19 protein-coding genes are annotated in these 22,936 nt (G+C 71.6%); 5 read left to right on the plus strand and 14 right to left on the minus strand.

Annotation, left to right across the window (positions count from 1 at the left end; translation table 11 throughout):
* Positions 1–6: 6 nt before the first annotated feature.
* Positions 7–402 (plus strand): hypothetical protein, encoded by a 396-nt coding sequence (locus tag ACWCQ1_RS16125; protein WP_358600902.1) that lies wholly within the window; start codon positions 7–9, stop codon positions 400–402.
* 25 nt (positions 403–427) lie between these two features.
* The gene (locus ACWCQ1_RS16130) at positions 428–1,243 is read left to right on the plus strand and encodes an SDR family oxidoreductase (protein WP_133046532.1); all 816 of its coding nucleotides are present in this window, start codon (positions 428–430) and stop codon (positions 1,241–1,243) included.
* A 17-nt stretch (positions 1,244–1,260) separates the two neighbouring features.
* Here ACWCQ1_RS16130 and ACWCQ1_RS16135 read toward each other — a convergent pair whose 3' ends face one another.
* The 5 genes from ACWCQ1_RS16135 to ACWCQ1_RS16155 form a co-directional block, all read right to left on the minus strand.
* On the minus strand, positions 1,261–1,500 hold the full coding sequence (locus ACWCQ1_RS16135; protein ID WP_133046531.1) for a hypothetical protein: 240 nt from the start codon (positions 1,498–1,500) through the stop codon (positions 1,261–1,263).
* Positions 1,501–1,573: 73 nt separating this feature from the next.
* The gene (locus tag ACWCQ1_RS16140; RefSeq protein ID WP_358600896.1) at positions 1,574–3,067 is read right to left on the minus strand and encodes an SDR family NAD(P)-dependent oxidoreductase; all 1,494 of its coding nucleotides are present in this window, start codon (positions 3,065–3,067) and stop codon (positions 1,574–1,576) included.
* Between the two features lie 102 nt (positions 3,068–3,169).
* Positions 3,170–4,504: a wax ester/triacylglycerol synthase family O-acyltransferase gene (locus tag ACWCQ1_RS16145; RefSeq protein WP_451026788.1), complete on the minus strand. Its 1,335-nt coding sequence runs from the start codon at positions 4,502–4,504 to the stop codon at positions 3,170–3,172.
* A 144-nt stretch (positions 4,505–4,648) separates the two neighbouring features.
* Positions 4,649–6,970 (minus strand): GH92 family glycosyl hydrolase, encoded by a 2,322-nt coding sequence (locus tag ACWCQ1_RS16150; protein WP_451026727.1) that lies wholly within the window; start codon positions 6,968–6,970, stop codon positions 4,649–4,651.
* Between the two features lie 29 nt (positions 6,971–6,999).
* A complete protein-coding gene (locus ACWCQ1_RS16155) occupies positions 7,000–9,612 on the minus strand; it encodes a PA14 domain-containing protein (RefSeq protein WP_451026728.1) in 2,613 nt (870 codons plus the stop codon).
* Positions 9,613–9,776: 164 nt separating this feature from the next.
* On the opposite strand from ACWCQ1_RS16155, the gene ACWCQ1_RS16160 reads away from it, so the two are divergent.
* Positions 9,777–10,160: a cupin domain-containing protein gene (locus ACWCQ1_RS16160; RefSeq protein WP_208784230.1), complete on the plus strand. Its 384-nt coding sequence runs from the start codon at positions 9,777–9,779 to the stop codon at positions 10,158–10,160.
* Between the two features lie 12 nt (positions 10,161–10,172).
* On the opposite strand, the gene glgC is transcribed toward ACWCQ1_RS16160, so the two are convergent.
* From glgC to ACWCQ1_RS16175, 3 genes are all read right to left on the minus strand, one after another.
* Positions 10,173–11,393: a glucose-1-phosphate adenylyltransferase gene (glgC, locus tag ACWCQ1_RS16165; protein ID WP_358600887.1), complete on the minus strand. Its 1,221-nt coding sequence runs from the start codon at positions 11,391–11,393 to the stop codon at positions 10,173–10,175.
* Positions 11,394–11,474: 81 nt separating this feature from the next.
* On the minus strand, positions 11,475–12,626 hold the full coding sequence (gene glgA, locus ACWCQ1_RS16170) for a glycogen synthase (protein ID WP_358600884.1): 1,152 nt from the start codon (positions 12,624–12,626) through the stop codon (positions 11,475–11,477).
* A 37-nt stretch (positions 12,627–12,663) separates the two neighbouring features.
* The gene (locus ACWCQ1_RS16175; protein WP_451026729.1) at positions 12,664–13,422 is read right to left on the minus strand and encodes a (2Fe-2S)-binding protein; all 759 of its coding nucleotides are present in this window, start codon (positions 13,420–13,422) and stop codon (positions 12,664–12,666) included.
* A gap of 213 nt (positions 13,423–13,635) precedes the next feature.
* Between ACWCQ1_RS16175 and ACWCQ1_RS16180 the strand changes: the two genes are divergently transcribed.
* Positions 13,636–14,733 carry a DMT family transporter gene (locus ACWCQ1_RS16180; protein WP_358600878.1) on the plus strand — a complete coding sequence of 366 codons (1,098 nt, stop codon included), beginning with the start codon at positions 13,636–13,638 and terminating at the stop codon, positions 14,731–14,733.
* Here the strand turns inward: ACWCQ1_RS16180 and ACWCQ1_RS16185 are convergent.
* Positions 14,723–15,913, minus strand: coding sequence for a transglycosylase family protein (locus ACWCQ1_RS16185; protein WP_358600875.1), 1,191 nt, complete (start codon positions 15,911–15,913; stop codon positions 14,723–14,725). The two genes, ACWCQ1_RS16180 and ACWCQ1_RS16185, sit on opposite strands and share 11 nt — an antisense overlap.
* Before the next feature lie 278 nt (positions 15,914–16,191).
* Between ACWCQ1_RS16185 and gndA the strand changes: the two genes are divergently transcribed.
* Entirely contained in the window at positions 16,192–17,631 is a 1,440-nt protein-coding gene (gene gndA, locus ACWCQ1_RS16190; RefSeq protein WP_451026730.1) for an NADP-dependent phosphogluconate dehydrogenase, read from the plus strand.
* 1,029 nt (positions 17,632–18,660) lie between these two features.
* On the opposite strand, the gene ACWCQ1_RS16195 is transcribed toward gndA, so the two are convergent.
* The 5 genes from ACWCQ1_RS16195 to ACWCQ1_RS16215 form a co-directional block, all read right to left on the minus strand.
* Complete coding sequence (locus ACWCQ1_RS16195) at positions 18,661–19,293, minus strand: aspartate/glutamate racemase family protein (protein WP_451026731.1); 633 nt, start codon at positions 19,291–19,293, stop codon at positions 18,661–18,663.
* Between the two features lie 5 nt (positions 19,294–19,298).
* Complete coding sequence (locus ACWCQ1_RS16200) at positions 19,299–19,652, minus strand: GNAT family N-acetyltransferase (protein ID WP_451026732.1); 354 nt, start codon at positions 19,650–19,652, stop codon at positions 19,299–19,301.
* Between the two features lie 49 nt (positions 19,653–19,701).
* Positions 19,702–20,121: an aspartate 1-decarboxylase gene (gene panD / locus ACWCQ1_RS16205; protein WP_359017683.1), complete on the minus strand. Its 420-nt coding sequence runs from the start codon at positions 20,119–20,121 to the stop codon at positions 19,702–19,704.
* 734 nt (positions 20,122–20,855) lie between these two features.
* Positions 20,856–22,670, minus strand: a complete 1,815-nt coding sequence (locus ACWCQ1_RS16210; RefSeq protein ID WP_133046518.1) for an FAD-dependent oxidoreductase — start codon at positions 22,668–22,670, stop codon at positions 20,856–20,858.
* Positions 22,670–22,933, minus strand: a complete 264-nt coding sequence (locus tag ACWCQ1_RS16215; protein ID WP_451026733.1) for a UBP-type zinc finger domain-containing protein — start codon at positions 22,931–22,933, stop codon at positions 22,670–22,672. Before ACWCQ1_RS16215 ends, ACWCQ1_RS16210 begins: the two co-directional genes overlap by 1 nt.
* Positions 22,934–22,936: the final 3 nt, after the last annotated feature.

Raw genomic sequence — 22,936 nt, forward strand, 5'->3', positions numbered from 1 at the left:
TGACGCATGGAGCTGCGCAGTGTCGAAGAGCTGATGGATCTGCTGCACGCCTGCCGGCACCAGCACGCGCTGCGCACCGCCGCGCTGCTGCGCCGCAGCCGACCCGCCGACAAGGAACTCCAGGTGGCGGGCCTGGTGCAGGACATCGGGCAGCTGATCTGCCCCGGCGACGAACGCCTCGGCGCCGAGCGCGCCGCCGAGGCCGTACGGCCCCTGCTCGGCGAGCGTGTCTACCGTCTCGTACGCCGGCACGGCCCGGCCCACGACGACGACCTCCTGCGGCTGCGGCTGGCGGACGAGGAGAGCCGGACCGCGGGCCTGGACGCCGGGGTCCTGGAGGACTGGCGCACGGTCCTGGAACTGGTCGCCGAGCGGAACTCCCGTCTCGGGGCTGTCGACTGACGGTCCGTCATGAGACGGTACGGCGATGACGTCGTCGTACGCGCAGGACGGGCTGAAGGGCAGGGCCGCCGTCGTCACCGGCGGGACGCGCGGCATCGGGCGGGCGGTGGCCGAGCGGCTGGCCGCCGCCGGGGCGCGGGTGTGCGTGACCGCGCGGGACGCGGAGGACGTGCGGCGCACGGCCGCCGAACTGGACGGCATCGGTGTGAGCGGCAGCGTCGCCGATCCGGGGCATCCGCGGGAGGTCGTCGAGGCGATCATGAGCACGTTCGGCCGGATCGACGTCGTGGTGAACAACGCGGCGACGAACCAGCCCTACGGGCCGCTCATGGAGGCCGACCCCGACGCGTGGGCCGCGGCCTTCGCGGTGAACGTCGAGGCTCCGCTGCGGCTGGTGCAGGGGGCCTGGCGGGCGTGGATGCGGGAGCACGGCGGCGCGGTGGTGAACGTCTGCACGGAGGGCGCCGGGCATGTCGGCCCGAACGTCGGGGCCTACGGCACCAGCAAGGCGGCGCTGCTGCACCTCACCCGGCAGCTCGCGGGCGAACTGGCGCCGAAGGTGCGGGTCAACGCGGTCTCCCCCGGTCTGGTGCGCACCGAGATGGCCCGGTTCGTGTGGGAGCCGGGCGAGGAGCGGCTGGCCGCCGGGCTGCCGCTCGGGCGGATCGGCGAGCCGGACGACATCGCGCGGGCGGTGGTGTGGCTGGCCTCGGACGCGGCCGAGTGGATCACCGGCGCGGATCTGCTGGTGGACGGGGGCACACGCGTCAGGACGGCGTACTCCGGGCCGGAGTACGCCGTCCACGACCGGCTTCGCTCATACGCACCACCTCGCTCATGACGGTGGCTGTGGCTCCCTCACGGGAACAACGCGATACCCAGGATGATCACCAGGACGATGCAGGCGACGAGTGCGACCGTGGCCCACGTGCCGCGATGCTTCACCGGGCTCGTCTCGCCGCTGCCTGCGCCGCGCGGCCGGTCCTCGGGCAGTTCGGCGTTGTCGGGGCGGTCGTTGCCGTAGAACTGTTCGTCGGTCGGATACCGGTTGCGCGGGTCGTCGTGCGCTCGCGGATCAACACCGTGTGGACTGCTCATGGTCACTCCCTGACGCGGTTATCACCAGGGGGCGGGTTCCCGGCCGGCGCCGGGCCACACGCACGGTCGCGGATCACCACTTCCCGGGCGCGTAGTCCTTCAGGAAGACGCCGTACAGGTCCTCGCCCTGTTCGCCGCGCACAATCGGATCGTAGACCCGCGCGGCCCCGTCGACCAGGTCGAGCGGCGCGTGGAAGCCCTCCTCGGCCAGGCGCAGCTTGTCGTAGTGGGGCCGCTCGTCGGTGATCCAGCCGGTGTCGACCGAGGTCATCAGGATGCCGTCGGTCTGGAACATCTCCTGGCCGCTGGTCCGGGTCACCATGTTCATGGCGGCCTTGGCGGCGTTGGTGTTCGGATGGCCCGCGCCCTTGTAGCCGCGGCCGAAGACGCCCTCCATGGCGGACACGTTCACGATGTAGGCCCGCTTGCCCGGCGCCCGGCGCGCGGCCTCGGCCATCGCCGGGCGCAGCTTGCTGATCAGGATGAACGGCGCGGTGTAGTTGCACAGCTGGGTCTCGAGCAGTTCCACCGGGGAGATCTGCTCGATGGTCTGCACCCAGGTGTTGGTCTCGACGACGTCCGGGACCAGGCCGCCGGCGTCGATGGCGGTGCCGTCGAGGTGCCGGGCGACGCTGGCGTTGCCGGCGACCAGGGCCAGGTCGGCGACCTTCTGGGCGTCGAGTCCGCTGGTGCCGAGGGGCAGTGCGGCGAGGCCGTCGACCGCTCCGGAGTTGAAGGCGCCGATGACGTGGTGAGCGGGCAGCTCCCCTGCGGGCAGCGGGGCGCTCTCGCCGTCGACCAGGGCCGCGTAGGCGGTGGGCAGACGGCGCACGGTCTGGGTCGCGTTGTTGATCAGGATGTCCAGCGGGCCGTCCTCGGCGACCTGGTCGGCCAGGGCGACGGCCTGGGCCGGGTCGCGCAGGTCGATGCCGACGACCTCCAGACGGTGCAGCCACTCCGCCGAGTCGTCCATGGCCTTGAAGCGGCGGATGGCGTCCTTGGGGAAACGCGTGGTGATCGTGGTGTGCGCGCCGTCGCGCAGCAGGCGCAGCGCGATGTACATGCCGATCTTGGCGCGGCCGCCGGTGAGCAGGGCCCGCTTGCCGGTGAGGTCGGCGCGGGCGTCGCGCTTGCCGCGGTTGAGGCGGGCGCAGTCCGGACAGAGCTGGTGGTAGAAGTAGTCGACCTCGACGAACCGGGTCTTGCAGGTGTAGCAGGAGCGCGGGCGCTGGAGTATCCCCGCGATCCTGCCCTCCTCGGTGGCCGAGGAGGGCAGGATGCCCTCGGTCTCGTCGTCGATGCGCTGGGCGGAGCCGGTCGCCGTGGCCTCGGTGACCGCCTTGTCGTGCGCGGTCTTGGCGGCCCGGCGCTCCTGGCGGCGGCGCTGCTTCACGGTGCGGTAGACGCCGGCGGTGGCCCGGCGCACGGCGATCGCGTCGGGGTGGTCGACCTCCAGCTTGTCGAGTTCCTCCAGCACGCTGAGGCAGACGGCGAGCCGCTCCGGGTCGATGCCGGGCCCGTACACGACCTCGTCCATGGCCGCCGGGCCGTCCTCTGTCACCGTCATCGCGCTGCCGTTTCCCTGATCACCGAGCGGCGCTCCGATCGCACCCGCTGTCGAAGGGTGGATTTTACGGAGCGCCGCCCCGGTCCTCCAAACTCGTCCTGATCAGGAGCCGCATGCCGTGACGAGGGTCTCGATCTCCGCGGTGAGGGCCGCGGCCAGACGGTCCAGGTCCGGTACGGCCTTGGCGTCGGCGACGAGGCCGTAGTGGACGTGGCCGCGGTAGGTGGAGACGGCGACCGCGAGGGCCTGGCCGCGGGCCAGCGGGGCGAGCGGATAGACCTCGGTGACCGGGTTGCCGCCGAGCTTCAGTCCGATGCTGGGCAGCGGGACGCTGGTGACCAGGATGTCGAACCAGAGCCGGGCGGCCTGGCCGGCCAGCGGGCCGCCGAGCCTGAGACCCAGCGGCGGCACATGGTCGGCGAGCAGCGCGACGGCGCCCGCGCCCCGGTTGGGCCCGGCGTCCTTGTTGCGGTCCATGGCCGAGCGCACGGTGCCGAGCCGGCCGAGCGGGTCGGGGTCGTCGACCGGGAGCCGTATCACGTACCCGGAGAGCCGGTTGCCCTGCGGGGTGGCGGTGCGCGGACGGCGCTTGGAGACCGGGATCAGGGCGCGCGGCCGGACGCCCTCGCTGCCGTCGCCCCGCTCGTCCAGCCAGCGGCGCAGGGCGCCCGCGACGACCGCGATGAGCACGTCGTTGACGGTGCCGCCCTCGGACTTGCGGACGCGGTGCACGTCGTCGAGGTCGATCACGACACCGGCGGTGCGGCGCCTGCCGGTGGGCTCGGCGGCCAGCGCCGCCGAGGAGCGCACGCCCAGTCCGGACACGGCGAGGGACGCGCCGATGTCGAGGGCGCGCCCCGCATCGGACACGGCGCCCCTGACCAGCTCCGGCAGTCTGCGCACATCGGGCAGGACACCGCGCCGGGGCTCCTGGGGGCGCGGCCGGCGCTCGGGCAGGTCCATCGGGTCCATTACGGCGGCGGCGAGCGTCAGCGCCCGCAGCCCGTCGGCCAGGGCGTGGTGGAACTTGAACAGCACGGCGAAGGAGACCCCGTCCTGCCCGGGCAGCACATGTGCCTCCCACGGCGGCCGGCCGCGCTGGAGCGGACGCTCCATCAGGCGGCCCGCCAGCGCGTGGAAGTCGGCGGTGGGGGCGTGCAGCCGGACGTGGTGCAGGGGGTCGAAGCCGGGGTCGGGCTCCCGGGTGGCCCCGCCGAAGGCCAGCGGCCGGAAGGAGAAGGGCTGCCATACGTCCCTGATCCGCATCCGCAGCCCGGGCACCGCCGCGGCCCGCGCGGCGAGCAGGTCGGCGGCATGGGCGCCCGCGGTCGGGGAGTGGGCCGAGAAGACCCCGAGGGCGCCGAGATGCATGGGGTGCTCGGCGGACTCGATGTTCCAGAACGCCAGGTCGAGAGGAGCGAGCAGGTCAGAAGTCAATGGCTTGCCTCGCATCGACGAAGGGTGAGGCAGCAGTCAACCCCCGACAAGCGATTACGGTCAAGTACGATCAAGCTACGCTCAGTTAACATCGGATTAAGTCCCGCCCCTCTGGAAGGGGCGGGACTCAGGGGACACCTGTGGTTACTTCAGCGCGGGTGGCGCCGCCAGGGCCGAGGTACCCCACTCAGACGGGTGCGGGCCGACCGTGAACGACAGCGAGCGCAGGGAGCGCAGCCCGCCGGTCGTCAGGTAGGTCCGGTCGTACGCCTTTCCGTCCGTGCGGGCCGACTGGATGTAGCGGTCGGTGCCGGACGTGCCGGGCGCGGAGATGCTCAGGGCGCCGTGCGGGTAGTAGCGCCGGTCCAGGGTCAGGTCGACCCGGTCGAAGACCGGCGTGGACAGGCCCCAGGTGTCGTAGCCGGGCTGCACCGGGAAGATCCCGATCGACGACAGCACGTTCCAGGCGGACATGGTGCCGAGGTCGTCGTTTCCGGTCATGCCGGTCGGGGTGTCGGTGAAGAGGGTCAGCGCCGCGTGCACGACGTCGGTGGTCTTCCAGGGCTGACCGGTCGACAGATAGGTGTACGGGGCGATGAGGTCGGGCTCGTTCTGCGGGTTGTACTTGTCGGCGTTGTAGTAGTCGTAGGGCCCGTTGACCCAGACCTCGCGGGCCGTCCTCGCCGGGTCGGCGAGCAGCTGGTCGTAGGCGAAGAAGGAGTCCAGCCGGGCGTTGGCCGCCTGCTCGCCACCGATCAGGGAGACCATCCCGGGCAGGTCCTGCGGCACCAGCCACTGGTACTGCCAGGACGTGCCCTCGTGGAAGCCCTCGCTCTGCGCCGGGTCGGCCGGGCCGGTGAAGGCGCCGGAGGCGTCACGGGCACGGAAGAAGCCGGTCGAGGGGTCGAAGATGTTCCGGTAGCTCTGGGCGCGGGCGGCATACCGGGCCGCGTCCCCCGGATGGCCGAGGTCGCGGGCCATCCGGGCGAGCATCGCGTCCGACAGGGCGTACTCCAGGGTCGCCGAGGCCCCGTGGTCGTAGTCCGAGTCACCGGGCTTCACATGCGGGCGGCCCTTGATGTACGGGGCGAAACCCTCGGCGATGTACTCCTTGTCGGCCTCCCGGCCGAGCGCCGGGGAGTCCGCGGGCGGCACCCCGTCGGCGTTGCGCTTCAGCGCCCGGTAGGCCCGCTCCTCGTACCCCTTGAGCAGTCCCTGCTGGTAGGCGTTGGTCAGGAACGGGGTGACCGGGTCGCCGGTCATGATGTTCGTCTCGACCGTGCCGTAGCCCCACTTGGGCAGCCAGCCGCTCTCCTCGGAAATCTTGATGACCGAGATCGCCATGTCCCGGGCCTCGCGCGGCGCGAGCAGGGACAGCAGCTGGGACTGGGTGCGGTAGGTGTCCCACAGGGACCAGTTCTGGTAGTAGGTGAAGCCGTCGGTGCGGTGGATCCGCTGGTCCCAGCCGGTGTAGCGGCCGTCGGCGTCGCTGCCGATGTTGGGCGCGAGGAAGGACCGGTACAGGGACGAGTAGAAGGTCCGCCGCAGGCTGTCGTCGCCGCCCTTGACGCGTACGTCGTCGAGCCGGTCCTCCCAGGCCCGCTCGGCCCCGCGGCGCACGGCGTCGAAGGAACGCCCGCCCTCGGCGCGGAGGTTGACGGCCGCGCCGTGCGCGTCGACGTAGGACAGGGCGGTGGTCGCCTCGACGGTGCGGTCCTTCGTCGTGTCGAAGCGGACGTAGGCGCCGTCCCGGCCGGTCCTCGAGCCCGAGGTCACGGTCGGGCCGTCCCAGGTGCCGTACGCGGTGAAGGGCCGGTCGAAGCGGGTGATCGTGTAGACGGTGTAGGGCTTGGTGTCCTGGCAGAAGCCGCGGCCCGTGATGGCGGTGCGCACGGTGCGGTTGTCGAGGATCTCGACCGTGGAGGAGACGCCGGTGTGCAGCGACTGGGCCGCGTTGAGCAGCACGTTGGCCTTGTCGGTGGCCGGGAAGGTGTAGCGCTGCACGCCGGTGCGCCGCGTCGCGGTCAGCTCGGCCCTGATGCCGGTCTTCAGGCCGACCTCGTAGTAGCCGGGGCTCGCCGTCTCGTCGTCGTGGCTGAACTCGGCGGCGTAGCGGGCGTAGTCGGTCTGGGTGACGTCACCGGTGGTGGGCAGGACCGGCAGGTCGCCGCCGAGGCCGCAGCCGACGCCCGACAGATGCACCAGGGAGAAGCCGCGGATGTGGTTCTGGGAGTAGTCGTAGCCGGTGTTGTGGCCGGTGTCGGGTGAGAACTGCACCATGCCGAAGGGCACGGCGGCACCGGGATAGGTGTTGCCCTCGTTCTCGGTGCCGATGAACGGGTTGACCAGGCCGGTCAGTTGAGCGTCGCTCGGCTCGGCGGCCCGGGCGGTGACGGGAGCGGCGAACAGCGCGGACGCCGCCACCACCCCCGCCGTGCACAGGCGCAGGCGCCGGGTCCATCTCATGTCGGGAGTCCTCCGGAAGGGGTGGGGGGTCAGGTGGTCGAGGGGCACCCTGCGGGAACCGCCCTGGAAGCGTCCTGGATCAGGGCCCGCTGGGCGGCGCGCACGCGCCGGGCGTCCGGCTTGAGCACCTCGCGGTCGTAGGTGAGCAGACCGTTGAGCTCGCCCTCGACGTCCGAGATCTGCGTGTAGACCGCGCCGTTGCCGCCCTCGCAGGCGAGAGCGCGCACCTCGGCGAGCTTGGCGAGGTAGTCGTCGGTGTAGGTCGCCGGGTCGACGTCGACGTACGACTGCTGCACGGACCAGGCGTGACCGGGCACCGCCAGCCCCAGGCCGCCGTACTCGCCGCTGACCAGGGCGCGTCGACCGTCCGGGTGGGGTGGCAGGGCGGGGCTGGGATAGCCGTGCTCGTCCATGATGTCGCCGGTGCCGCCATCGGCCCCGAGGTTCAGCCCCGACATGGAGTTGACCAGCCGGGACGGGTCCCAGGCCTTGGCCTGGTCGGCGATGCGGGCCATGTCGTACTGGCCCCAGCCCTCGTTGAAGGTGACCCACATGACCACCGAGGGGCTGCTGACGTGCTCGTCGACGATCTGCTTCATCTCGCGCTCGAACTCGGCGCGGGCGGCGGGAGACGGGTTCACCCCGGCCGTCATCGCGGGCATGTCCTGCCACACCATCAGGCCCAGCCGGTCGGCCCAGTAGAACCAGCGGTCCGGCTCCACCTTGATGTGCTTGCGCACGGCGTTGAAACCGAGCTGCTTGTGCACCTTCAGGTCATGGGCCAGGGCGTCGTCGGTCGGGGCGGTGTAGAGGCCGTCGGGCCAGAAACCCTGGTCGAGGGTGGCCATCATGAAGATGGGCTTGCCGTTGAGGAGGGTGCGCGGGACGCCGTTCACCTTCTCGACGGAGATCGAGCGCATCCCGAAGTAGCTGCCGACGTGGTCGGCGCCGACGGTGACCTTCAGGCCGTAGAGGAAGGGATCGTCGGGCGACCACAGGTGCGGTCTGTCGAGGGTGAGCGTGAGCGGGCCGCCGGTCCGGCCGCGCGCCGTGGCGACCTCGCGCTTCCCGTCGTACGCCGTCACCGTGATCGGTACGCCGGCGCGCACGCCCTGCGCCTCCACCGTCAGCCGGCCCTTCGCGACGTCCGGGACGAGCTTCAGCGCGTCCACGTGGTCGGGCGCCACCGGCTCCATCCACACCGTCTGCCAGATGCCCGAGGTCGGCGTGTACCAGATGCCGCTCGGGTCCAGACGCTGCTTGCCGAGCGGTGGGTTCTCGCCGTCGGCCGCGTCGGTGGGGTCGTACACGCCGACGATCAGCTCCTGCGCGCGGCCCGGCTTCAGCGCGTCGGTGATGTCGGCGCTGAACTTGTCGTAGCCGCCCTGGTGTTCGGTGACCTTGGTGCCGTTGACGTAGACCTCGGCCCGCCAGTCGACGGCCCCGAAGTTGAGCCGCAGCCGTTTGCCCGAGCCGATCTTCCAGCCGGCGGGGACCGTGAAGGTGCGGCGGTACCACATGCGGTCCTCGTGCCGTTCCAGGCCGGAGAGCTGGGACTCGACCGGGTACGGGACGAGGATGTGCTCGGCGAGGTTCTGGCCGACCGGCGGCCGCTCCCCCGCCGTCGCCGCGGCGAACTGCCAACGCCCGTTCAGGTTGCGCCAGTCGGCGCGGGTCAGCTGCGGGCGCGGGTACTCGGGGTGGGCGTTGTCCGGGCCGACCTGGTCGGCCCATCTCGTGCGCAGTTCGTGGGTGGAGCGGTTGGGGCCGCTGGACCAGAACGCCTTGACAACGTTGCCGTCCGCGCGGGTGAGGCCGCCGCTGCCGTCGTAGCGGACGTCGGCGGTGCCGCGGGCGGTACCCGTCTTGGTGCCGACGACGGGCTGGGTGAGCGGGATCAGCAGCGACCTGCTGTCGGACGGGTCCAGGGTCGCGTTGCCCAAGGGCCACTTGGCTCCGCCGATCACCGCTTGGAGGTGGTCGGTGAGGCCGGCCGGGGGTGCGGCGAGGGGGTGGGCGAAGTCGAGCCTCAGGGTGCGGCCGGTGGCGAGGACGGTGGTGGCGACGGCGCCGTCGTAGTCGAAGCCGTCGGGCAGCCGGAACGCGGACTGCGGGACGGGCACCTTGGTGCCGCCGGGCTCGGTCCAGCGCAGGTGGAGGTTTGAGCCGCCGTAGTGCTCGAAGTACTCGACCTTGATGTCGTAGGCGTGTCCGGCGGTCAAGTCGACCGGCCCGCCGGTCTGTTCGGTGTCCCAGTCGTCCACCCAGTGGTCGATGACGAGCTGTCCGCCGATCCAGAGGCGGAAGCCGTTGTCGCCGATGACCGAGAAGGTGTGCGGGCCGGTCCTCTCCGGGACGATCTTCCCGGTCCAGCGGACGCTCACGTCGTCGGACCGTCCGGTGGTGAACGCCAGGCGCGGCTCGAGGTTGTCGAAGTCGAGGTTCGGGTCGAAGCCGGTCGCCTTGAGCTCGTGGAAGTCGAAGGCGCCGGGCGCGGACTGGGTGTAGTACTCGCCCTTCAGGCCGTGGACCTCCACCGGGTCGCCGGCGGCGGTCGCGGCCGGGACGGCGGCGAGCCCGGCGATGCCGAGTGCGAGGGCCAGCAGTAACGCGAGTCGGTCTCTGAGGCGTGTCAGGTGCACGGAAAACCTCCATAACAACGTTGTCATGGACAGCAGTTGGCATGACAACACGGATTCCGCATCGCGTCCAGGGACATGACAAGACAGCGGCCCCGGTGGCCGGGCCGCGAGAGGGGCGGAGAATGGGACAAGGGGTCGATCTCTGCGGGAAGAAGGCGAGAGAGATGCCGAAGGTTTCCAGGCAGTCGGCCACGCAGGGCGGGGACTTCGGCCCCGTCGTGGACCGCGCCGAGGAGGTCGAGTCCTACGCCGTGGACTTCCTGACGTTCCGCGAGGACATCGACCACCGGCCCCTGCTCAAGGGGCTGCCCGACGACCGGTGCCAGTGCCCGCACTGGGGCTATGTCTTCAAGGGGGAACTCGTCTTCCACTACGCGGACCGGGACGAGACGTACGAGGCCGGCGACGCCTTCTACGCGCCGCCGGGCCACGCGCCCACGCACACCGCGCCGGGCACCGAGTACCTCCAGTTCAGCCCGGCCGACGAGCTGCGGCGGACCAGCGAGGTGATCATGAAGAACTTCGAGTCGATGCGACCGCCCGGCTGACCCTCCCGCCCGCTACGACACCACCTGCCCCTTTCCTAGGGCGATCACCCCGCCCTTGGAGACGGTGTACAGCTCCGCGTCCCGTTCCGGGTTGACGCCGATCGTCGCGCCCGGCGGCACCTCCACGTTCTTGTCCAGGACCGCCCCGCGCACGATGGCACCGCGCCCGATGTGGACGTTGTCGTGCAGCACCGAGCCCTGCACCACCGCGCCCGGGTCGACCAGGACTCCCGGCGACAGCACGGAGCGGGTGACCTGGCCGCGGATCAGGCAGCCGGCGCTGATGATGGACTCGCTCGCGATGCCGCCCGCGTTGAAGCGGGCCGGGGAGAGCTGGTAGGAGTGGGTGTAGATGGGCCACTGCCGGTTGAAGAGGTTGAAGGCGGGCCGCTCGGCGATCAGGTCCATGTGGGCGTCGTAGTACGCGTCGAGGGTGCCCACGTCCCGCCAGTAACCGCGGTCGCGGGTGGTCTCGCCGGGCACGTGGTTGGCGCTGAAGTCGTACAGCTGGGCCTCGCCCCGCTCGGTGAGCTGGGGCAGGATCGAGCCGCCCATGTCGTGCACGGAGTGCTGGTCCTCGGCGTCCCGCTGCAGTGCCTCGATCAGCGCCTTGGTGGTGAAGATGTAGTTGCCCATGGAGGCGAACACGCACTCAGGGTCGTCCGCGAGGCCCGGCGGGTCGGCGGGCTTCTCCAGGAAGCGCTCCACCGTCAGCCCGTCCGAGCCCGGGGTGATCACGCCGAACTGCGAGGACTCCGAGCGCGGCACCCGGATGCCGGCCACCGTGACGCCCGCCCCGCTCTCGATGTGCTGGGCGAGCATCTGCCGCGGGTCCATCCGGTAGACGTGGTCGGCGCCGAACACCACCACGTACTCGGGCCGCTCGTCGTAGATCAGGTTCAGCGACTGCAGGATCGCGTCCGCGCTGCCCAGGTACCAGCGGGGGCCGAGGCGCTGCTGGGCCGGGACCGGGGTGACGTAGTTGCCGAGCAGACTGGACATCCGCCAGGTGGTGGTGATGTGGCGGTCCAGCGAGTGCGACTTGTACTGCGTCAGCACACAGATGCGCAGGATGTCGCCGTTGACGAGGTTGGACAGGACGAAGTCGACGAGACGGTACGTCCCGCCGAAGGTGACCGCTGGTTTCGCGCGGTCGGCTGTCAGGGGCATCAGGCGTTTGCCTTCTCCGCCCGCAAGGACGATCCCGAGCACCGAAGGTCCGCCACGACGCATGGCCGCTCCCCTCACCGTGGTTGATCCATGCCTGCCCCTGGGCGAGGCGGAGTAAGCCTGTTCGAAGAACTCCCGACCGTTCTATTCCTGTTTGAGGATCTCTTCGTAAAGCCCGACCGTACGGCGGGCGACGGCGTCCCAGCCGAACTCCTCCACCGCGCGCACCCGCCCGGCCTCACCCATCCGCCCGGCCCCCTCAGGATCGCCGATCACCGCGTCCAGTGCTCGCGCGAGGGCCGCCTCGAAGTCGTCGTCCACCGGGACGAGTACCCCGGTACGGCCGTCGTCCACGACCTCGGGGATGCCGCCCACCCGGGAGGCCACCACCGGCGTGCCGCAGGCCATCGCCTCCAGGTTCACGATGCCGAGGGGCTCGTACACCGACGGGCAGACGAACACCGCCGCATGGGTGAGCAGCTGGATCACCTCCGGCCGCGGCAGCATCTGCGGGATCCAGTGCACGCCCGCGCGGACCCGGCTCAGCTCCTGGTAGAGATCGCGGAACTCCTGGTCGATCTCCGGTGTGTCCGGCGCTCCCGCGCACAGCACGACCTGCGCGGCCGGATCGATGTCCCGCACGGCCCGCAGCAGGTGCGGTACGCCCTTCTGGCGGGTGATCCGGCCGACGAACAGGATGAACGGGCGGCTGCGGTCGAGCCCGATCCGGTCGAGCACGTCGGTGCCGTGGTCGGGGCGGTAGAGCGTGGTGTCGATGCCGTTGTGCACGATGTGGACCTTGGCCGGATCCAGCGTCGGGTAGCACGTGAGGATGTCCTCACGCATGGCCCCGGACACGGCGATCACGGCGTCCGCGCTCTCGATCGCGGTGCGCTCGGCCCAGCTGGAGAGCGCGTAGCCGCCGCCGAGCTGCTCGGCCTTCCAGGGGCGCAGCGGCTCCAGCGAGTGGGCGGTCATCACGTGCGGGACGCCGTACAGCATCTTGGCGAGGTGGCCGCCGAGGTTGGCGTACCAGGTGTGGGAGTGCACCAGCTCGCGGCCCTCGAGGCCGGCGGCCATGGCGAGGTCCACGGAGAAGGTGCGCAGCGCGTCGTTGGCGGTGTCCAGGGCGGCCCAGGAGCGGTGCCGTACGACGCCCACCCCGCGGCCCTCGCCCCAGCAGTGCACCTCGAGGTCGACCAGGGAGCTCAACTCCCGGGCGAGGAACTCGACATGGACACCCGCGCCGCCGTACACGTCCGGCGGGTACTCCCGGGTCAGCAGTCCGACTCGCACCCGCAACTCCCTGTTTCGGCGACCGGTTCCTTCATGGTCACCCAGATGAGCCGCGCGCGGAAGAGCGCGGGGCTCGTATGAAGCAACAGTCACCGCACACTCCCCCGCCGGGCACCCGGTAGTAGAGGCAGCAGCTGCGGCGCCGGAGGGTGTCGGTGAGGGTTCCGGCCAGGAGGGGGTGGGCGAGGAGGGCGGCGGTGAGGGAACGGGTGCGGACGGCGGCCTCCTCAGTGCCTTGCACGCGGGCCCAGTGCTCCAGTTGGCGGGCGGTTCCGGCCAGCGCGGAGGCCGCGTTGCCCCACAGCAGGCCGGGGGCGACGCGCTGGTGGACGCGCAAGGCCGTGGCGAGCGGTTCGAGGTGGCCGTGCAGCACGACGTCCGCGATCGTCGCGGGGTCGGCGGCCAGGGGGCGGACCTCGGAGAGCCAGAGGTCGTCGGGGGCGCTCGCGCCGGGGTCCCAGCGCAGCAGCCCGGGGGCGAGGTCGGGGATGCGGCCGTAGCGGGCCGCGCACCCGAGGGTGACCGACCAGAGCCGGGCGGCGAGCCCCTGCTGGGCCACCGAGGCGGCGATCCGGCGTTCCGGGGCGCGCAGCGCGGCGGCGACCTTCTCCACCCGGAAAATCAGCGTATTTCCGTAAATCTCCGAGGGGCGGTTTTCGTACGTCTGCGCGAGACTGGGAAGCGGCGCCGCCGGTCCCGCGCCCACGCGCAGGACGAAGAAGCCGCCCAGCGCTTCGAGCGCGGCGAGATCGGGGTCGAGGTCGGGCTCCGGGTCCACGAACAGCAGTAGTACCAAGGTCCCTAGGGGTTCCTCCCCGGGGGTGTCCACCCCGGGTCACCCACCCTGGGGAGGACAGTGCCCGATTCGTACTCCATCGGCAGTAGGACCCATTGGGTGCTCAGGGACGACGACGGGAACAGATCGACAAGGCATCGTGTTCGCTATGAAGGCCGACCGTTCGCCGCGCAGGGGCAACCGCCCCCGCCTCACGCAGAGGAGCAGCTGCTCATGAGCGCCCTCGCGTTGTCCGTGATCCTCTCCCTCGTCTCCGCCGTCGCCTACGCCGGCGGGGCGATCGTGCAGGAGCGCGTGGCGGTGACCTCCCCCGGCGAGCAGTACGCACCGCTGCGCCGGCCCGGCTGGTGGGCCGCGGTGGCGCTGAACGGCCTCGGCGGTCTGCTGCACGTGGCGGCGCTGGCCTACGGCCCGCTCAGCCTGGTGCAGCCGCTCGGGGCCCTGACCATCGTGCTGGCGCTGCCGATGGCGGCGCTGTTCGTGGGCCGCAAGGCCGGTTCCACCGCCTGGCGGGGCGCGATCATGGCGACCGTGGGCCTCGCCGGTCTGCTGTCCCTGGTCGGCGCGTCCGACGAGCAGTCGCTGGACACGGCGCAGCGCGTGGCGGTGGCCGCGGTCACCGGCGGCGCGGTCGTGGCCCTCATGATCGCGGGCCGGGCCGCCCACCGGCACCCGGCGGTGCGCAGCATGCTGCTCGCCACCGCGTCCGGCATAGCCTTCGGCATGTCCTCGGTCTTCACCAAGGTCGTCGCGGTCGACTGGGCCGGCGGTGTGACGCTCTCGGACGTGCCCTCCCTCGCCGTGATCGGCGTCTTCGCCACGGCCGGACTGCTGCTGTCGCAGGCCTCCTACCGGGGCGCCGGCCTCGCCGCCCCGCTGGCCACGCTCACCGTCGTCAACCCGGTGATAGCGGCCGCGGTCGGCATCACGATGTTCGGCGAGACCTTCCGCTACGGCAGCACCGGCACCGCCCTCGCGCTGAGCTGCGGCGTGGTGGCGGCGGGCGGCCTGATCCTGCTGACGACGGAGCGCATCGCCCGCACCGCCGCCGAGGAGTCCGCGCCGGCCCTGCCCGAGCAGACCGTCACCGGGCCGGTCCCCGCCGAGTTCCCCCAGGAGCCGGCGGCCGAACTCCCCGCCGGGATCGTGGTCCCCACCCAGGTGGGCCCCACGTTCCTGGCGGTGGCCTACGTCGAGAACGACGAGGAGACTCCCGACCCCGCCCGCTACCGCTTCTACGGCCCCTTCCACGGCGGCTCGTACGTCCCGGCGCCGGCCGTCGACCGGCACCGGGAGCGGGTCAAATCCTGACGCCGCCGGCCCTCAGATACCGCAGAGGGTCGATGTCCGAACCGAAACCGGGCCCCGTCCGCACCTCGAAGTGCAGATGCGGGCCCGTGGCGTTGCCGGTGGCCCCCGAGCGGCCGATGCGCTGGCCCTCGCTCACGCTCTGCCCGGCCCGCACGGAGATCGCCGACAGATGGCCGTACTGGGTGTAGCGGCCGTCCGCGTGCCGGATCACCACCTGGTAGCCGTACGAGCCGCCCCAGCCGGCGGTGACGACCCGGCCCGCCGCGACCGACCGCACCGAGGTGCCGGTGGGGACGGGGAAGTCGACGCCGGTGTGGTAGCCCTTCGACCACGAGGAGCCGGCCACGTGATAGCCGGTGCCGATCGGCCCGCCCACCGGGGCGATCAGGGAGTGGTGACGGGTGGTGGTCCGCTTCTCCTCGGTGGCCGGAGCGGCCTCCTTCGTCGACGACTTGGTCGACGCGGTGTGCGTCGTGGGCGTGTGCGAGGTGGGCGCCTTGGCCCGCAGGTCGAGCCGCTGGCCCGGCAGGATGAGGTCGGGGTCGGCCCCGATGGTCCGGCGATTCGCCGCGTACAGCCGCTGCCAACCGCCGCGCACGTGCTGGGTGTCGGCGATCTCGGAGAGGCTGTCGCCGTGCACCACGGTGTACATCTCGGCCGTGCCCGCCCTCGACTGGGGGGTGGACTGCGGCTGGACGTCCCGTACGGACGTCTTCTTCCTCTTCGACGTCTGCTCGGACGTCTGGTGGGCGGACGTCCGGTGGGTGGACGTGCCGTCGGTGTGCAGGTCCGGGGTGTCCCCGCCGCGCGTCAGCCCGGCCTGGACCGAACACACGGGCCAGGCGCGCGGCCCCTGTCCCCGAAGTACCTTCTCCGCGACGGCTATCTGCTGGTCCTTGGTGGCCAGATCCGCGCGCCCGGCGTACACCGTGCCGCCGTAGGCCGCCCAGGTGGACTGGGTGAACTGCAGCCCGCCGTAGAAGCCGTTGCCGGTGTTGATGCTCCAGTTGCCGGAGGACTCGCAGGCGGCGACCTTGTTCCAGGTGGACACGTCGGCCGCGTGCGCGGTGCCGGCGCCGATCAGCGGGATCGCCATGCCCGCGCTGGAGGCGGTGACGGTGAGTGAAGCTCGGTTGATCCTGTTCGGCTGATACCGGCGGTGCCGGCCGCGTACGGCCATGGAGATCCCCCTCGACATGCGTCAGGAGGGCCAAAAGTAAGCGTGCCGAACAGGCCATGACAAGACGGCAATCGGCCGCCCTGTCCCGCAAGGAATCAGGAATAGACGGCAGTTGCACAGTGGCTGAGACAGGCGGGGCCCGTCGTGCGTATCTGCCTGCGGCGCACCGGGCGACCCGGACATGCGCTCGGCGTACCGGCACGTCAGGATGGTCGGTGGGGCGATACTGACGGGCACGAACGGCACCACCGACACCGGATCCTCAAGGAGCCAACCGAATGAGCAAGACAGCCCAGATCGGCGTCACCGGACTCGCGGTCATGGGCCGCAATCTCGCCCGCAACTTCGCGCGCAACGGCTACACGGTCGCTCTGCACAACCGGACGGCGGCGCGTACGCACGCCCTGGTGGAGGAGTTCGGGAACGAGGGCGACTTCATCGCGGCCGAGACCGCCAAGGAGTTCGTGGCGGCGCTGGAGCGGCCGCGGCGGCTGGTCATCATGGTCAAGGCGGGCGAGCCGACCGACGCGGTGATCCATGAGTTCGCGCCGCTCCTGGAGCCCGGCGACATGATCATCGACGGCGGCAACGCGCACTTCGCGGACACCCGGCGCCGGGAGCGCGAACTGCGCGAGCAGGGCATCCACTTCGTCGGCATGGGCGTCTCCGGCGGCGAGGAGGGCGCGCTGAACGGCCCGAGCATCATGCCGGGCGGCCCGAAGGAGTCGTACGACTCGCTCGGCCCGATGCTGGAGAAGATCTCCGCGAAGGCCAAGGACGGCGCTCCCTGTGTGACCCACGTCGGTCCCGACGGCGCCGGGCACTTCGTGAAGATGGTCCACAACGGCATCGAGTACGCCGACATGCAGCTCATCGGTGAGGCCTACCAGTTGCTGCGCGACGTCGCCGGCTACTCCCCGGCGCAGATCGTGGAGATCTTCCGCACCTGGAACACCGGGCGCCTCGACTCCTACCTCATCGAGATCACGGCCGAGGTGCTGTCCCACGTGGACGCGGCGACGGGCAAGCCGTTCGTGGACGTGGTCGTCGACCAGGCCGAGCAGAAGGGCACGGGCCGCTGGACGGTCCAGATCGCCCTCGACCTCGGCGTGCCCGTGTCCGGCATCGCGGAGGCGGTCTTCGCCCGCTCCCTGTCCGGGCACGCGGCGCTGCGCGAGGCCTCGCGCGGTCTGGCCGGCCCGAAGGCGCAGACGCTGGGCGAGTCGGAGGCGGCGGCCTTCGCGGACCGGGTCGAGCAGGCGCTGTACGCCTCGAAGATCGTCTCGTACACCCAGGGCTTCCACGAGATCGCGGCGGCCCGCGAGGAGTACGACTGGGACATCGACCTGGGTGCCGTGTCGGCGATCTGGCGCGGCGGCTGCATCATCCGGGCGGCCTTCCTGGACCGCATCCGCGCCGCGTACGACGCCCGCGCGGACCTGCCGAGCCTGCTGTCGGACGAGACCTTCGCCCAGGAGATCGCGGCCGCCCAGGACGACTGGCGTGAGGTCCTGGTCGCCGCGACCCGCCAGGGCGTCCCGACCCCGGGCTTCGCCGCGGCCCTCGCCTACTACGACGCCCTGCGCGCCGAGCGCCTGCCCGCGGCTCTGACCCAGGGCCAGCGCGACTTCTTCGGCGCCCACACCTACCGGCGCACCGACCAGGACGGCTCGTTCCACACGCTGTGGGGCGGGGACCGCTCGGAGGTCTCCGCGTAACGGAGGACGGCACGAGGCGGCGGGCGGCCCGAGCGGCCGCCCGCCGTCGTTTGCGGACCCCCGGTTCAGGTCAACGGCGGTCCCGGCTCCGGACTCGGTACGGGTTCCGGGCCCGGGGGGAACGGGTCGGGTGGTGGGGTCGGAGTCGGCGGGGAGGGCGGCTGCGGGGGCGGGGTGGGTTCCGGACCCGGGGGTGGCTGTGGAGTGGGGACCGGGGAGGGATACGGGTCAGGGGGTTGCGGGTCCGGACCCGGCCCGGGGGTGGGCGGAGTGGGGTCGGGGTACGGCTCGGTCATGGCGCCCTCCGGCCAGTCGGTGACATCGGCTCTGGACTCTTCCCCGCCTACCCGACGGACGCCTCCCCACTCACTCCCCCGAGCGACCTCCCCGACCCACCCGGCCCCACCCACCGGACCCCGCTTCCGCGCCGGCTCCCTGAGCGCCGCCCCAGGTGCCCCACCTGTTCGGCACGTTCCCGACCCCGACCGACAAGCCGCTCACGACGCCCGGCACGCGTGAGGCCGTCGCCCTCGGACCGCACCGGTTCCTCGTCGCCGCCCCCGGTCCACGACCTCGTCACACCCGCCGCCAGTCCACGGCGCGGGTGGGGCTTGGGTCGTCGCCAAGGACTCCGCCGAGGCCATCGAGCCCTGGGCCAGGAAAACGCGTCAGCCTGAGCGACGAAGTCAACCGCGCCGACCACGAACCGGACGCCTGCCCATCACCGACTACCGGTCCCCCACCTTGTCAGACCCGCCGGTCCCGTCGGCCCCCGACCATCCGCCGCCGACTGCGTCAGCCTCGGCGACGTCACCCCCCAACCGCCCACGCAGCCATCGCCAGCCCCCGGCGCGGACTGCACACCACCGGGACCCAGGTCATCGCCAAGGACTCTGCCGGACCATCGAACCTGGGCCAGGACCATCGCCTCGGCCCGGCGACGCAGTCAACCGCGCCGACCACGAACCGGACGCCCGCCCATCACCGCCCCCCGGCCCACAACCAAGTCACACCCGCCGGCCCTGTCGGTCACCGAACCGCCCGCGCACCCGCCGCCAGTCCGCGGCGTGGGCTGGACAGGATCGGGATCGGGGTCGTCGACAGGTGCTTCGCGGGGGCCATCGAGCCCTGGGCCAGGACGATCGCGTCGGCCTCGGTGACGCGGTCGGCCGCGGTGGCGACGAGTGTCGCGCAGCCCTCGGTGTCGCCCGCCGCGAAGCGGTCCCAGGCGCCCTCGACCAGCCGCGTCCGCACCGCGGCGGTACGGCCGGAAAGTGCCGCCTCCTCCTCGATCAGGGACACCGTCGGGCCGAGCGTGCTCTCGACGGTGGCGAGGACGACGATCCGCGGTCCGGCCGCCACGGCGGCGGCCGCCATCGGACGGTCCGAGCGCAGGACCGGCACCCCGGCACCGGCCCCCGCCGCCTCCGCGACTCCGCCGATCGTCGAGCAGGTGCACAGCACGGCCCGGGCCCCGTAGGCGACCGCCCTGCCGACGGCCGCCCGCACCCCGTCCGCCACCGTCTCCGGGCCCTCGCGGCGGGCCCGGGCCAGCAGCTCCTCGTCGACCAGGTGCCGCAGCGCGAGACCGGGGTGGTGCTCGTCGCGCAGTGCCTCGAAGACGGGGACGTGGGCGGGCGAGGTGTGCAGGAGGGCGAGCATGCCGTTCAGAAGCGGCCCGGATGCGCGCGCAGCCAGTCCCGCGCCGCGCGCAGCAGCTCCGGGTCGGCCGCCGGGGCCTGGTCGGGGTGGCGCTCGGCCCACTTCACGACGTACGGGCACAGCGGGGCGACCACGACGCCCTCGCGCTTGGCGATGGCGTACAACTCGCGGGCGAGGGAGCCCGCGATGCCCTTCCCCTCGTGGGCCGGCTCCACGATCGTGTGGACGGGGACCAGGGCGCGCCCCGGCGATTCGAGGACGAAGTACTCGATGTGGCCGACGACTTCGCCGTCCGTCCCGTCACCGATCGCCTCCAGGCGGCCCGCCGCCCGGTCGTCGCGGATCTCGATGTCGCTCATGGGCACGCTCCTGGTCCGAAGGACGAGTGAAAGGACGAGTGATCGGCGATCAGGCCGGTACGGCCTGCGGGCTGCGCTCCTGGTCCGAGCCCGGCACCGGCTCGGACGGGTCGGCACCCAGGGCCACGATGCGGTTGTCGCGGTCCACGTGCACCACCCGGGGTTCGAAGGCACGTGCCTCGGCGTCGTCCAGCTGAGCGTAACTGATGATGATCACCAGGTCGCCGGGATGGACGAGATGGGCGGCGGCACCGTTGATCCCGATCACGCCCGAGCCGCGCTCGCCCTCGATGACGTACGTCTCCAGGCGCGCCCCGTTGGTGATGTCGACGATGTGAACGAGCTCGCCGGGCAACAGGTCGGCCGCGTCGAGCAGTTCGGCGTCGATGGTCACCGATCCCACGTAGTGCAGGTCGGCCTGCGTGACCGTGGCGCGGTGGATCTTGGACTTGAACAGGGTTCGAAGCATTCAGCACTCCCGAAATTCGCTCCCTGCCTGCTTTCTGCAGGTCAAGGGCTGTTATCCAAGGCTACAGCGGCTCACTCACCGGTTGGCACCGAGGAGCCGTCGTCCGATTCACGCTTACCGCATGCTGAATTTTCTGACACCTCGCCGGCCAAGGGCCCAAGGCCGCTCCAAGGCGGTTCCGCCGCACTCTCAACCAGCGATCGAGATCAGAATATGGATCGCGGTGCCGCAAGCGCAGCGAGATCTGCATCACGTCACACACCGGCGGAGCAGGGAGGGTCCGGTGCCTTCGTCCGGAGTGTCGGACACGGGGTGGGAGAGCGCGACCAGTACATGGTGGATCCCTGCTCTCGTACTCGTGGGGCGACCGAACCTGTGCATTCCTGACCTGCCAGACGCAGGTGTGGAGCCACCCGGTTCGCCACCCTGGCGAGTACTCGAGACTCCCCGTGTGCACCGGTGGAAAACCGGTGTGGGCCACCTGGTCCGGCCCCTGGTGCAGGCGGTGCCGGCCCTCCTCCTCGCACCGCGGCAGCACAGAACAGAACTTCGCCCGGCCATGGGAGCACCGCGCCGTCGGCCCGCGCTCACGCCTGCGCGTCTCGCACACCGAGGGGAGGGGTGGGTGCCCAGACGGGCCTTTCCTGCAGACCGCCACCGCGGTGGCGCCGGACGGGCATGGCCATGGCCATCGCCTCCTTCTTCCTTCTCGTGATCTCATCGCCCGCCATGTGTCATGCGAGCCATGCGGACTCCTTGTGACGTATGCGTGGGGAGACGTCCGAGCCACCCGCGACAGCCGACGTGCCCGTGGTGCCGGGTACGGCCGCGTGCCCCAGGTGCCGGTGCACGAAGTGGATGGCCATCGCGCCCTCGCCGGCCGCGGAGGCCACCCGCTTCACCGAGCCGCTGCGGACGTCCCCCACCGCGAAGACCCCGGGCAGGCCGGCCTCCAGGGTCATGCACGAGCGCCCGCGGCCGTGCCACACCTCGGGGTAGGCGCAGGCTTCCTGGGCCTCCGGCCCGGTGAGGACGAAGCCGCGGGAGTCGAGGGGGACGGTGCCGGCGAGCCACTCGGTGTGAGGTTCGGCGCCGGTGAAGACGAACAGACTCCGTGCCGCGAGACGGCGGTGTACGCCCGTGCGGTTGTCGACCACGTCGAGCTCCTCCAGCACTTCCTGGCCGATGACCTCGGTGACCTCGGTGTGCAGCATGACCTCCACCCGCGGATGACGCTCGACCTGGTCGACCAGGTAGCGGGACATGCTGGCCCCGAGGTCTGTTCCTCGGACCAGCAGGTACACCTTCGGCGCGTACCCGGCGAGGAACAACACCGCCTGGCCCGCCGAGTTGCCTCCGCCGACGACGGCCACCGGGTCGGTGCGGCACTGCTGGGCCTCGTAGACGGTCGCCGAGTAGTGCACGCTCGTTCCCTCCAGGCGGTCGATGCCGGGCACCTGGAGCCGGCGGTAGCGGGCGCCCATGGCCAGGACGACGGCGCGGGCGGCGATCTCACCGCCGTCGGCGAACGCCACCACGTAGTGGTCCTCGTCCTTGGCATGGAGACCGGTCGCCTCCAGCGGAAGGCTGATCCCGGCGCCGAACTTGTCGGCCTGGAGCACGGCGCGTTCGGTGAGTTCGGCGCCGGAGATGCCGGACGGGAAGCCGAGCAGATTCTCGATGCGGGACGACGTGCCGGCCTGGCCGCCGGTGGCCATCGCCTCCACCACCGTGGTGCTCAGGCCCTCGGAGGCGGCGTACACGGCGGCAGCGAGGCCGGCGGGTCCGGAGCCCACGATGAGGACGTCGTCGTGACGGTTTCCGGCGGGTAGTGACGGCAGGCCGATGAGCCGGGCCAGTTCCGCGTTGCTGGGGTTGCGCAACAGGGTGGTGTCCCGCCAGATGACGAGTGGTGTGTCCGCCGGGCCGACGCCGAAGCGGCGCAGCAGCTCCTCGGCCTCCTCATCGGTCTCCAGGTCGATCCAGCGGTGCGGCAGCCGGTTGCGGACGGCGAACTCGCGCAGCCGCCTGGTGTCGGGCGAGTAGCGCGAGCCGATGATGCGGAAGCCGGCGCCCTGTCCGACGAGCAGCGCGCGACGGCACAGACAGGCGCGCAGCACGGTGTCCCCGATGGTGGAGTCCTGGGACACCAGGCGGCGCAACTGGTCCAGGGAGACGACGAGGACCTCGCCGGGCTCCCTGGCGACAGCGGTGTAGAAGGCCACTTGTCCGTGCAGCAGGCCGAGTTCGCCGATGAAGCGACCGGGGCCGTGCACGCGCAGCACGTGCTCCTCGGGAGTGCCGTGGTTCTCGACGACGGCGACGGTACCGCTGAGGACGACGAAGAACGTCTCGCAGCGCTCCCCCTCCCGGATCAGCACGTCGTTCGGCGCCATGGTCCGGCGTTGCCCGTGCTCCGCCAGACGCGCTGTCTGGTCTTCCGTGAGGCGCGGATACGCGCCGTAGATGTCCGGGGTCTCCCAGAAGGCGGCCTCGTCCGCTTCCTTCGGCACCGGTTCTTCGCCCGGCGGCGACTGGTCACCGGACATCAGGCGAACGCCTCGTGAACGTAGCACCAGCGCCATTCCTCGCCGGGCTGGAAGGACTGCACGATCGGATGGGCGACGGCAGCCGCGTGCTTGCGCGCGTGCTTGTTCGGCGAGGAGTCGCAGCAGCCGACGTGCCCGCAGGTCAGGCAGAGCCTCAGGTGGACCCACGGGGAGCCGAGCATCAGACACTCCTGACACCCTTCCGGGGTGAGCGGCTGGACCGGCCGGACAAGCGCGAGGTGGGGATCTGCGTGCAGGGTCATCCG

It is taken from the genome of Streptomyces sp. NPDC002144, from assembly GCF_053593695.1.